At 33.9% G+C, this 12,235-nt stretch carries 12 protein-coding genes; 10 read left to right on the top strand and 2 right to left on the bottom strand.

The window, feature by feature from the left end; genetic code table 11:
- Window positions 1–819, bottom strand: coding sequence for a glycogen/starch synthase (locus tag AC2TDS_RS12650; RefSeq protein ID WP_484735942.1), 819 nt, complete (start codon window positions 817–819; stop codon window positions 1–3).
- Window positions 820–915: 96 nt separating this feature from the next.
- On the opposite strand from AC2TDS_RS12650, the gene panC reads away from it, so the two are divergent.
- The 4 genes from panC to radA are packed head-to-tail and all read left to right on the top strand — an operon-like array spanning window position 916 to window position 4,507.
- The gene (panC, locus tag AC2TDS_RS12655; protein ID WP_484735943.1) at window positions 916–1,785 is read left to right on the top strand and encodes a pantoate--beta-alanine ligase; all 870 of its coding nucleotides are present in this window, start codon (window positions 916–918) and stop codon (window positions 1,783–1,785) included.
- Between the two features lie 27 nt (window positions 1,786–1,812).
- Complete coding sequence (gene panD, locus AC2TDS_RS12660) at window positions 1,813–2,163, top strand: aspartate 1-decarboxylase (RefSeq protein WP_484735944.1); 351 nt, start codon at window positions 1,813–1,815, stop codon at window positions 2,161–2,163.
- Window positions 2,164–2,165: 2 nt separating this feature from the next.
- Window positions 2,166–3,110 carry a lysylphosphatidylglycerol synthase transmembrane domain-containing protein gene (locus AC2TDS_RS12665; protein WP_484735945.1) on the top strand — a complete coding sequence of 315 codons (945 nt, stop codon included), beginning with the start codon at window positions 2,166–2,168 and terminating at the stop codon, window positions 3,108–3,110.
- A gap of 35 nt (window positions 3,111–3,145) precedes the next feature.
- Window positions 3,146–4,507, top strand: a complete 1,362-nt coding sequence (gene radA, locus AC2TDS_RS12670; protein ID WP_484735946.1) for a DNA repair protein RadA — start codon at window positions 3,146–3,148, stop codon at window positions 4,505–4,507.
- Between the two features lie 112 nt (window positions 4,508–4,619).
- On the opposite strand, the gene AC2TDS_RS12675 is transcribed toward radA, so the two are convergent.
- Entirely contained in the window at window positions 4,620–6,395 is a 1,776-nt protein-coding gene (locus AC2TDS_RS12675; RefSeq protein WP_484735947.1) for a chloride channel protein, read from the bottom strand.
- 236 nt (window positions 6,396–6,631) lie between these two features.
- Between AC2TDS_RS12675 and AC2TDS_RS12680 the strand changes: the two genes are divergently transcribed.
- The 6 genes from AC2TDS_RS12680 (at window position 6,632) to AC2TDS_RS12705 (ending at window position 12,231) form a co-directional block, all read left to right on the top strand.
- A complete protein-coding gene (locus AC2TDS_RS12680) occupies window positions 6,632–7,135 on the top strand; it encodes a hypothetical protein (protein WP_484735948.1) in 504 nt (167 codons plus the stop codon).
- A gap of 69 nt (window positions 7,136–7,204) precedes the next feature.
- Window positions 7,205–7,870: a coiled-coil domain-containing protein gene (locus tag AC2TDS_RS12685; RefSeq protein ID WP_484735949.1), complete on the top strand. Its 666-nt coding sequence runs from the start codon at window positions 7,205–7,207 to the stop codon at window positions 7,868–7,870.
- Window position 7,871: 1 nt separating this feature from the next.
- Window positions 7,872–8,879 (top strand): PspA/IM30 family protein, encoded by a 1,008-nt coding sequence (locus AC2TDS_RS12690; protein ID WP_484735950.1) that lies wholly within the window; start codon window positions 7,872–7,874, stop codon window positions 8,877–8,879.
- 21 nt (window positions 8,880–8,900) lie between these two features.
- The gene (locus AC2TDS_RS12695; RefSeq protein WP_484735951.1) at window positions 8,901–10,448 is read left to right on the top strand and encodes a phosphate ABC transporter substrate-binding/OmpA family protein; all 1,548 of its coding nucleotides are present in this window, start codon (window positions 8,901–8,903) and stop codon (window positions 10,446–10,448) included.
- The gene (locus AC2TDS_RS12700; protein ID WP_484735952.1) at window positions 10,448–11,419 is read left to right on the top strand and encodes an ABC transporter permease; all 972 of its coding nucleotides are present in this window, start codon (window positions 10,448–10,450) and stop codon (window positions 11,417–11,419) included. Before AC2TDS_RS12695 ends, AC2TDS_RS12700 begins: the two co-directional genes overlap by 1 nt.
- A gap of 2 nt (window positions 11,420–11,421) precedes the next feature.
- Entirely contained in the window at window positions 11,422–12,231 is an 810-nt protein-coding gene (locus AC2TDS_RS12705; RefSeq protein ID WP_484735953.1) for an ABC transporter ATP-binding protein, read from the top strand.
- Window positions 12,232–12,235: the final 4 nt, after the last annotated feature.

Genomic DNA, 12,235 nt, shown 5'->3' on the forward strand with positions numbered 1-12,235 from the left:
TTATTCGCTTAATTCTAAAACATTCTCTTTATAAAACTCTAAATAAGCTTCTGTTAAATTTTCTTCAGACTGAAACTCCAAAACTTTAGTATCGCTTTTAGAGATAAAATCTTCAAGCTCTTCTGGTAATACTTCACTACCTTTTACAATAGCGTCTGAATTTTTAACAGCACTTTTTAGAATATTGATATGGTTAGGTGTTTCAAAAACAGCAGCTTGCTCGGTGTTTACTTTGTCAAAGCGAACCTTGTTAGCTAATTCAGTATTCAATTCTCCTTCAAAACCATTATCATAAAGCGAAGTTACAATCTTACTTTCGGTAAATAATGGTTCTTCTTTATAAAATTCTCTTAAATATAACGGTAACAAAGAAGCCATCCAACCATGAACATGAATGATATCAGGTGCCCAATTTAATTTTTTGACTGTTTCAATAACTCCCTTGGCAAAGAAAATCATGCGCTCATCATTGTCATCAAATAATTTATCATCTTCATCTGAATACACGGCTTTACGCTTGAAGTATTCATCATTGTCTATGAAATAAACCTGCATTCTTTCTTTAGGAATAGATGCAACTTTAATGATTAACGGCATGTCCATGTCGTTAATTATTAAGTTCATACCCGATAACCGAATCACTTCGTGAAGCTGATGTCTTCGTTCATTTATAACCCCAAAACGAGGCATGAAAATACGGGTTTGAACCCCTTTAGAATGTGCTTGTTTTGCAACGTTGAATGCAGTTGACGATAATTCTGTTTCCGGTAAATAAGGTGTTACCTCAGACGAAACATATAGTATTCTCTTATCCTTCATTAAATCGAACTCTTTATATGAGGATGCAAAAATACGAATTTTTATGCTAAAATGGTGTTAAATTGCTAATTTTGCACGTTTTTCAATCAATAGCCAATGAATATATTTAATAGAAAATCTGAATTAAAAACATTTCTATTTCGTTTAAAGGAGGAAAAAAAATCGATTGGATTTGTTCCTACCATGGGAGCATTACATGAAGGTCATTTATCTCTAATCAAGAAATCTAAGAAAAAAAATGATGTTACAGTGGTGAGTATTTTTGTAAATCCCACACAATTTGATAAGAAAGAAGATTTAATAAAGTACCCCAAAACCTTAGAACAAGATAGAAAATTACTCGAGAAAGTTGCTTGTGATGTGTTGTTTGTTCCTTTAGTTGAAGATGTTTATGAGGATGCTGTAGTTGCTGAAAAGTTCGATTTTGATGGTTTGGAATACCAAATGGAAGGTGCATTTAGAGAAGGGCATTTTGATGGTGTTGGGACTATTGTAAAAACACTTTTTGAAATTGTAGAGCCTACAGTGGCTTATTTTGGTAAGAAAGATTTTCAACAATTACAGATCATAAAAAAAATGGTAGAAAAGTATCATCTCCCTATAATTGTAAAAGGTAGACCTATTTATAGAGAAAAGGATGGTTTGGCAATGAGCTCGAGGAATACTCGATTAACTAAAGAACATAGAGAAGCAGCTCCCTTTATTTATGAAGTTTTAAAGAAGGTAAAAAAGAAATTTGGTAAAAAAGACACAAAAGAGGTAACGCAATGGGTTCAAAAGCAATTTAAAAAACAAGCCTTGCTTGAACTGGAATATTTTACTATTGCCGATGAAGAAACTCTGAAAACCCCTAAAACCATTGAGCCAAATAGAAAATACCGCGCATTTGTAGCGGTCTTTGCAGGTGATATCCGTTTGATAGATAATATAGGGTTAAAACAAATTCCTCAGAAAACGAATCAATAATCATTAAAAAACATTTATTTTTGTACTATGTTAGTTCAAGTAGTAAAGTCTAAAATCCACCGTGTAAAAGTTACTGGTGCTGATTTGAATTATATCGGAAGTATAACCATTGATGAAGATCTAATGGATGCTGCTGGTATCATTGAGGGGGAACGTGTTCAAATTGTAAATAATAATAATGGAGAACGCTTAGAAACTTACGCTATTCCTGGGCCTAGAGGGAGCGGAGAGATTACATTGAATGGAGCGGCAGCTCGTAGAGTTCAAAAAGGCGATGTGTTAATTTTAATTGTGTATGCATTCATGGATGTAGAAGAAGCGAGAAATTTCAAGCCGAAATTAGTTTTCCCTAACGAAGCTAATAACACCCTTACATAGTTTTGAATTTAAAAAAGACACTAAAAATACTATTGCCACTCGCTTTGGGGGTTGTTTTGGTAGGGTACTCATTATCGAAAATTTCGGTTGAAGTTTTATTACAATATTTTAAAAATGCAAACTATTGGTGGATTAGTCTCGGTTTGTTTTTTGGTATTTTAAGTCATTTGTCAAGAGCATATAGATGGAAATTCTTGCTTGAGCCAATGGGATATAAACCTGATTTTGGTAATAGTGTAATGGCAGTGTTAATTGCATACTTGGTAAATTATGCAATTCCTAGAGCAGGAGAAGTTTCTAGAGCTGCGGTAATGACAAACTATGAAGATATACCGTTTGAAAAAGGTTTTGGAACGATTGTAGCAGAAAGAATTGCGGACTTATTAATGATGTTACTCATTATTTGTGTCACGTTGTTTGTACAATTTGATTTTATATATGAACTACTTATTCGAAATTTTTCACCTTTCAAAACAATGGTATTCATTGCTGTTGCATTAGTTGGGTTTGTTGGTTTTTCTAGGTATGTGAAAAAAGCTACTTCTGGAGTTGGGTTAAAAATAAAGAATTTTGTTTCTGGACTTATTGAAGGCGCCATGAGTATTTTTAAAATGAAACATAAATGGCCGTTCATATTTCATACAGTTTTTATTTGGGTTATGTATGTGGCAATGTTTTGGGCTACGGTTCCGGCAATAGAAAATTTAAACGTTCCTTTTGGGGCTGTATTAATTGGCTTTATTGCTGGTGGTTTTAGTATTGCGGCTACCAATGGTGGTATTGGCCTTTATCCGATTGCGGTTGCCAGTGCATTTGCCTTGTTTGGAATTGCAGACGAACCAGCCAATGCTTTTGGATGGATTATGTGGACCGCTCAAACGGTAATGATTATTGTTTTTGGCGGATTGGCTTTTTTGTTACTCCCAGTATATAATAAAAACAAATAGTTTTCTTTTCTTTGTAAGCAAATCTTACGCTTATAATGGCTAAAATCAAAACTACTTTTTTCTGTCAAAATTGTGGCACCCAGCACGCGCAATGGGTGGGGCAATGTACTACTTGTAAGCAATGGAATACCGTTGTTGAAGAAGTTCTTCAAAAAGAAGAAAAAAGGAGTTGGAAAACCCCTGTGAATAGAGAAAAACAGGTTTCTAAGCCATTGCGAATAGAAGAAATTCAATTAAATCCTGAAGAACGTATCATTACTAAAAATCATGAGTTTGATACCGTTTTAGGAGGAGGCATTGTTAAAGGAGCGGTTGTTTTGCTAGGAGGCGAACCAGGTATTGGAAAATCAACCTTACTTTTACAAATAGCGTTGCAAATTTCTCAAAAAGTATTGTATGTATCTGGTGAAGAAAGCCAATCACAAATAAAAATGCGCGCAGAACGTTTGGATGCAGGAAAATCTAATTGTTTGATTTTAACTGAAACGAATACGCAGCAAATTTTTAGAAACATTGAAGAAACGCAGCCCGACGTATTAGTTATTGATTCTATTCAAACCCTCCATACCGATACTATTGAAGCATCTCCAGGTAGTATTTCTCAAATTCGCGAAACTTCTGCTGAACTTATTAAATTTGCAAAAGAAACAGCCACCCCTGTATTACTTATAGGGCATATTAATAAAGAGGGGCATATTGCTGGTCCTAAAATTTTAGAGCATATGGTTGATGTGGTGTTACAGTTTGAAGGAGATCGAAATCATACCTATCGGATTTTACGCTCACAAAAAAACAGATTCGGATCTACTGCAGAATTAGGAATTTACGAAATGTTATCTGATGGCTTGCGAGAGGTTTCAAATCCATCAGAGATACTGATATCTAAAAAAGATGCTGATTTAAGTGGAACAGCCATTGCTTCTACTTTAGAAGGAATTCGCCCTTTAATGATTGAAATTCAGGCATTGGTAAGCACAGCTGTGTATGGGACCCCTCAAAGAACTACAACTGGATATAATTTAAAACGGTTACATATGATTCTGGCTGTACTGGAGAAAAGAGCCGGATTTAAACTAGGTGCGAAAGATGTGTTTTTAAATATTACAGGTGGTATCCAAGTTGATGATACAGCCATCGATTTAGCGGTAGTTGCTGCCATTTTATCATCCAATCAAGATCTTGCTATTAGTCCAGATGTTTGTTTTGCGGCTGAGGTTGGCTTGGCAGGAGAGATTCGCCCAGTATCAAAAATCGACCAGCGTATTCTAGAGGCGGAAAAATTAGGGTATAAAACCTTTGTGACTTCCAAGTATAATAAGATCACTTCAAAAAACCGTACAATACAATTGATTTTGGTTACTAAAATAGAAGAAGCATTTGCTACATTGTTTGCTTAAATTCAGTTATCAGTTATCAGTTATCAGTTATCAGTTATCAGTTATCAATTATCAGTTATCAGTTATCAATTATCAGTTATCAGTTGTCAGTTGTCAGTTATCAATTATCAGATTATACGGTGAGTTCTATTAATTTATTTCTGTAAGCAGAGAGCAGCTTAGATTTCGAGATGAAACCCATGTATTTTTTGTTTTTAATAACAGGTAAATTCCAAGCACCGCTATCTTTAAACTTTTGCATTACTTTTTCTGTAGTATCATCATGAAATATAATTGCAGGAGCGCTTTTCATCAAAACCTGAATGGTAAGTTTATCATACATTTCTTGATCAAACATAAAGGGTCGGATATCATCCAGTAAAACGATCCCTAAAAAACGATTTTTGTTATCGACTACAGGAAATATATTTCTAGACGATTTTGCAACTGCCTTTTGTAACATTTCACCCAAAGTCATTTCTGGATGAATAATTTTGAAATTTGTTTCGACAAGCTTATCAACCCGCATCATCATAATCACATTTTTGTCTTTATCATGGGTAATCAATTCTCCTTTTTTAGCCAGTTCAATAGTATAAATTGAATTGGAAATAAAATATTTTGTAAGAGCAAAAGAAATGGCAACAACCAACATTAAGGGAACAAACAAGTCATAACCCCCAGTAATTTCTGCTATCAAGAAGATGGCTGTTAAGGGCGCATGAAGTACTCCAGCCATCAGTCCGCTCATTCCAACTAGGGTAAAATTACTTTCAGAGACCTGCCCGCCTAATTCATTAATAACTTTAGCAAATACATTTCCTAAAGCACTTCCCATAACCATGGTAGGAATAAAAATACCACCTACTCCACCAGCAGCAAAAGTCGTTGTCATGGCAATAGCTTTAAAAAGTGTTATTAACAATAAAAAAAAGATAATCATCCATACGTTGTTGAAATTAACGGAATACGGAATATCATCAAGTGCTTTAATGGCATTCCCTTCTAATAAGTTGTTAATAATAACATAACCTTCTCCATACAAAGGTGGAATCAGATACAGCAGGATACCTATGGCAATTGCTCCTAATACTAAACGATGGAATGGGTTTTTAAATAGGTTGAAAAAACGAGTGATTTTGAAGTACATTTTTGAAAAATATACGGAAGCAAAGCCTGTTCCAATACCTAATAAAACATAAAAAAAAAGATCTTTGATTAAAAAAGGATCTTGTAGTTCAAACCCTAGTAAAACATCTTTTCCCAAGAAAAAATACGAAGTTACTACCGCAGAAACAGACGCCAATAGCAATGGGATTAAGGAAGCAAAAGCGAGGTCTAAACTAAAGATTTCTATAGCAAAAATAATCGCAGCTACGGGGGCTTTAAACATTGACGACATAGCTCCAGCAGTAGCACAACCAATAAGCAACATCCTCGTCTTTGTGTTCATGTGGAATAGCTGTGCAACCCCCGATCCTAAAGCCGCTCCGGTGCTAACCGCTGGCCCTTGTAGTCCAGCAGAACCACCAAAACCAACAGTAATAGGAGCAGTGATTAGAGAAGCATACATTTTATACCGTTCAATGATGCCACTTCTTCTAGAGATAGCGTGCAAAGTGGTAGAGATACCATGGCCAATCTCTTTTTTTATAAACTTCTTTTTTAGGTAATACACCAAAAACAATCCAATAAGAGGGAAAATAAAGTATAACGAATGATGAATATCTTTGATAAATTTTCCTTCTAATATATTTTGAAAAAAGTAGGTTAAATTTTTTAAAATTAAGGTGCCAATACCTGCTAAAAACCCGACCAAAATACTGAGTACATATACAAATTTACGTTCTGATATAGTTTTGTATCGCCAAATAAGCAATCTTTTAAATAATTTTTTTGTGCTGAGCATGCTGCTATTTAGTTAAAAAAAGAAGCATTTTTACAGTGAATAGAAAGTAAAACACCTATTTTTATATAAATTAAAAGTAACAAATTATATCAAATGTATACATATATAATACCGAATGATTTGTTGAATGTTTGTTGTGGTTTATTTACGAGCACAAAAAACAGTCGTGAAGCAACGTTTCAGTTGTAAACGGTATTATTCTTATACATTTGTGATGCAACCGTAAATTAATTAAAATGACAGTACAAGACATTATAAACCTACTTAGTAATAATTCAAGCCATATTCTTAATTATTATATCGTTTTACTTGTAATTACTTTGTCCGGATTGTTACTTGTAAATAACGCAAATTTTAAAAGTCCTGTTACGTATATATATACTGTTTTGATTTATGGAATTGTGATTCCTGGATTATTGGCGGTAATACTAGTTGTTTATAATTTTTTCTTTTTAAGACAAAACTTAATGAGCCTACAGATAATTACGTATTACGTGCCTATACTTGCAATGATTGTATTGTTGCTACTTATAAAAAAAACAATTTCATTAAAACAAATACCAGGTTTTGATCGATTGTCGGGTTTGTTTATGATGGTTGTAATCGCATTGATCGTAACCTATTTTATTCAGAAAATATTTATAGGCATATTCTTTATTGGAAGTGTAGTTTATTTGCTCGGTATTTTTATCGTACTGCTTTTTTTACTGAAAATTGGATGGAATAAGTTTGTTAAGTAGTAACTAGGAACTAAAAGAGCCTTACAATCCGTTATTTTTTTTAAATTTGTTGAAACACGAATATTTATTATGTTAAAAAACCTAAAATCACTATTTATTGTTGATGATTCGTCTGATGAAAAGAAAGAGCCTACAGAGAAAAAGCAAAAATCTACTGAAAAAAAAGCAACAGAAGCACCTCAAAAAGTTTCTTTGAAAAAACCGATTATTAAAGGAGGAGCCATTGATAATGCAATTATTGATAAATTATTACAGGCTATTGAAAAAAACAACTTGGACGGCTTTGATTATTTGGAGTTTAAAAGAGCCTTGAAAGCCTTAGAAAAAATGCCTATGGACGAGGCTACTAAGTACCGATCAACATTTGCTACCGCATCTACAATGGGTGTAACACTTGACAAATTAGTTGACTCGACCAAACATTATATAGATGTATTAGACAAAGAGAACAACACATTTACCAAGGCTTTTGAAGGGCAATTAACGTCAAAGGTTGGAAATAAAGAGAAAGAAATTGTTCAGTTTGAAGCGATCATTAAAGAAAAATCTGAGAAAATTAAGCAACTAACCGAAGAAATTACCAAGCACCAAGCACAGATTTCGGAACTAAGGCAAGTGGTTGATGAGAGTAAATCAAAAATAGATAAAACCAAAAACGATTTTAAAATGTCATATCTTCATTTGCGAACGCAATTAGAGCAGGATGTTGAAAAAATGAAACAATTCTTAAAATAATATGGAAAATTTAAAGCCAAAATCTTTTTGGGAAAGACCAGAAGGTAAAACCGGTGTGTTGTTTACTGGATTATTAGGAGCAGGTGCCTTGTATGGATTGTATAAAGTGTTGCCTTATCTCATTACTATTGTTGAAAACACCTTGTATCTGGGCGTTCTATTAGCAGTTTTAGGGGCGTTGATTTACATGATATTAGATCCTAAAATGCGGAACTTAATCTTCTATATGTATAAATCATTTATGCGCTGGATTACTGGTTTGTTTATTCAAATTGACCCTATTGGTATTTTGAAAAGCTATATAGACGATTTAAAAAGCAATTTAAAGAAAATGAATAAACAAATTGCAGTTTTAAAAGGTCAAATGCGTCGATTGCAACAAATTATAAATGATAACAAGAAAAACATTAATAGCAATTTAAAGCTAGCTAATGCTGCAAAACAGAAGGATAAGAAAGGAATTATGATTCTGAAGTCTAGAAAAGCAGGACGATTAAAAGAGTCTAATCTGCGATTGGATGAGCTTTATCGAAAGTTAGAGATATTATATCGAGTATTGACAAAAATGTACGAAAATTCTGAAATTTTAGTAGAAGATATCGAAGATCAGGTAATGGTGAAAGAGCAAGAAAGAAAAGCCATTAGAGCCAGTCATTCCGCCATGAAATCAGCGATGGATATTATTGCGGGAAATTCAGATAAAAAGGAAATGTTTGATAGAGCATTGGAAGCTATTGCAGATGATGTTAGTATGAAAATTGGTGAAATGGAGCGATTCATGGAAATGTCGAATAATTTTATGGACTCTATCGACTTACAAAACGGAATTTTCGAAGAAGAAGGTTTAGAACTACTTGAAAAATGGGAAAAAGAGGGGGTTTCTTTAATCTTAGGAAATCAAAAAGATATTTTGGTAAATGATAGTCATAGTGTTGATTTAGATGCGCCAATATTAAAACAAAATAGAAATAATCAAGATAATCAATATTCAGATTTATTCAATTTTTAACAACAAATCAAACTATAAATTATGGCAGGAAAAAGGTTAACTCCATTATCAAAAATACTAATTGTTTTAGTAATAATTGGAGGGGTATATTACTTATTAAATAAATTAAGAGACCCGAAGGTAAAAGAAAGAATTAACGAAGTTACATCAATGTCAAATGCGAAATCGAAAGATGGATACAAAGATGTATTGAATATTGGGGTTGTGACTTGGGGAGGTTATGCTGCGGGTCAATATTTTAATGAAGGTTTTGAAGCGAATACAGCTTCAAGGTTTTATAAAGATTACGGGTTTAAAGTAAACTTTACGGTAATTGATGATTTTGATGCTTCTAGAGATGCGTTTAAAAATGGCGTTATCGATTTAATGTGGGCAACTATTGATGCTTTTCCAACAGAAGTAGAAGGCCTATCACAATATCAACCACAAGTGGTGTTTCAGGCAGACTGGAGTCGTGGAGGTGATGCCATCGTGGCGAGAAGAGGAATTAATAAGGTAAGTGATCTGAAAGGTAAAAAAATAGCAGTAGCTCCAATGACACCTTCTCACTCTTTTTTAATATGGTTGCTAGAAGCGGGTGATATTACCGCGAAGCAGGTAACTATTGTAGAGGTACCAAGTGCTATTGATGCAGCTGATGCTTTTAAAAGTGGAACTGTTGATGCAGCAGTAGTTTGGAGTCCGGATGATGCAGATTGTGTAAGTAAAGTTGCTGGGGCACGCGTATTAGAAAGTACGAAAAATGCTACCCATATTATTGCAGACGTTTTTGTGGCGAAAAAAGAGTTTGTTGAAACTCATAAAGATCAACTGCGTGAATTATATGAAGGTTGGATGATTGGTGCTTCTGAATTAAATAATTCGGATACTAATAAAAGAAAAGCAACGAAAATATTGGCAGAAGGATTATCCTTACCGGAAGACTTTTGTTATGATGCTATCAATAATGTGCGTTTAGCAACGCATGGAGATAACTTAAATTTCTTTGGGTTAAATCAAAGTTATAACGGAGTTACTGGAGAAGATTTGTACAATAAAATGAAGGTGAAATACGATGATTTAGGTTATAATACGGCTGGTGCAAAAAGTTGGAGATTATTGTCGACAAAAGATTTAGTATCGAGAACAAAATCATTAGCAGGTCCAAATCACAACGCTGAAAAACAAAAGCAATTTACAGCAGTCAATGATGATTTAGCAAAAAAAGAATCACTTTCTTCTAAAAAAGTGAGAATTTCTTTCAGAACTGGAGAATACCGATTAACGGAAAATGCCAAGCAGTTAATTGATATTCAATTTACGCCTATTGCCAGAGCTTTTGCCAATGCACGTATTAGAATTGAAGGAAATACAGATAATGTAGGAAACCGAAATTCTAACGTAGCCTTATCTAAAAAAAGAGCCCAATCCGTAGCTGATTATTTAATTACAGAGCACAGTATGCCTAAAAACAGATTCATTATAATTGGTAATGGACCTGATAAACCAGTGGCTGGTTGCGAAGGCAATCAGAATGCCAACTGTAAAGCTAAGAATAGAAGAACTGATTTTGAATTAGTAGTTGACTAATGAATAGCAATTTTAAAAAATTGTTCGAGTTGCGAGGAGAACTTGAATCTAAACAAAAAATTACGCTTACCATATTGGGAAGCGTAATTCTTGTTTTATTGTGGTTTTTATTAGCTGAAGTCTTATCGAAAACAGTGGTAACACAAAATGAATCCATTCGCATATCGTCCTTAAAAGAAGACAATAAATTGTACTATGAAAGTGATTCTACTTTAGTGGCCAATTATGGTAAGTTGGAGGTTTTAAGTCAAGAAGATCTTAATCAGTACGGATTGATAAAAAATAAGGTATACCCTTTATTACCGTCGCCGATAAAAGTAATCAAGGCATTTCCAGAATTGAATAGAGAAGATGATGTAATAGGAAATACTTTTTTCTCTATTAAGCTAAATTTATTAGGGTATTTATTGGCAATATTAGTAGCTATTCCTATCGGGTTTTTATTAGGGCTAATACCCTTGTTTAGAGGTCTGTTTAGTAAAATAATAGACTCCTACCGTTTTATCCCGCTTACAGCCGTAACAGGAATATTTATTATGTGGTTGGGCTTGGGAAGTCAAATGAAAGTGTCTTTTCTGGCATTCGGAATTATTGTGTATTTAATACCTGTGGTAGTACAACGTATTGATGAGGTGCAAAAAGTATATTTAAATACTGTATTTACTCTCGGAGCGTCACCTTGGCAAACAATTAAAACAGTATACATTCCTTATGTACTGTCTAAACTAATTGATGATATTCGTGTATTGACCGCAATTTCTTGGACCTATATTACCATTGTAGAGATGTTGAATAAAGGTGGTGGAATTGGTGAATTAATATGGATGGCAAAAAGGCAAAGTAGAATAGATAAAGCGTTTGCTATTTTAATAATTATTGTACTTATCGGGGTGTTGCAAGACAGGTTATTTGTTATGATAGACAAAATACTTTTCCCATTTAAACACATAAATAAAGGAAACAAACATTAGCTATGGCATTAGAATTTTTAGATAACCCGCATACAGGGAATATTATAGAGTTACGTAATATAGATCAATCCTATAACAACGGGAAAACTCAAATTATCGAAGGCCTAGATTTATTGATTGAAGATAAACCAATGCAGGGGCAGTTTGCCGTAATTTTAGGAATGTCAGGCTGTGGAAAATCAACAGTATTGCGGTATATCGCAGGATTGCAAGAACCAACTTCGGGAACGGTGTTGGTAAAAGGTCAGCCTGTTAGCAAAGAGAATAGAGTAAGTATGGTATTTCAGCAATATTCTTCCTTGCCATGGATGACGGTGTTAGATAATGTGGGGTTAGGATTGCAGTTTCAAGGGATCTCTAAAAGAGAAAGAGATGAGAGAGCCATGGAAATGATTCAATTGGTTGGCTTGGATGGACACCAAAAAAAATACGCCCAATACCCTAACTTATCAGGAGGGCAATTACAACGAGTTGCCATTGCAAGAAGCCTAATGTCGAACCCCGAAATTCTATTGATGGATGAACCTTTCGGAGCTTTAGATGTAAAAACACGTTTGCAAATGCAAGACCTATTAATTGGTATTTGGGAGAAATTTAGCCCTACTATTTTGTTTGTAACTCATGATATTCAAGAAGCGGTGTATTTAGCTGACGATATCTATATAATGAAGCACGCACCGTCTAATTTTGTGAAACACATTAATGTCGATTTACCTTTCAATCGTTCTAGAGAAACGAAAAGATTGGCTCATTTTGATGAATTAGTACACCATGTTGAAGATGCGATGATGCAGATAGACGCTGGTAATTAAGATG

Source organism: Tenacibaculum profundicola (assembly GCF_057220795.1).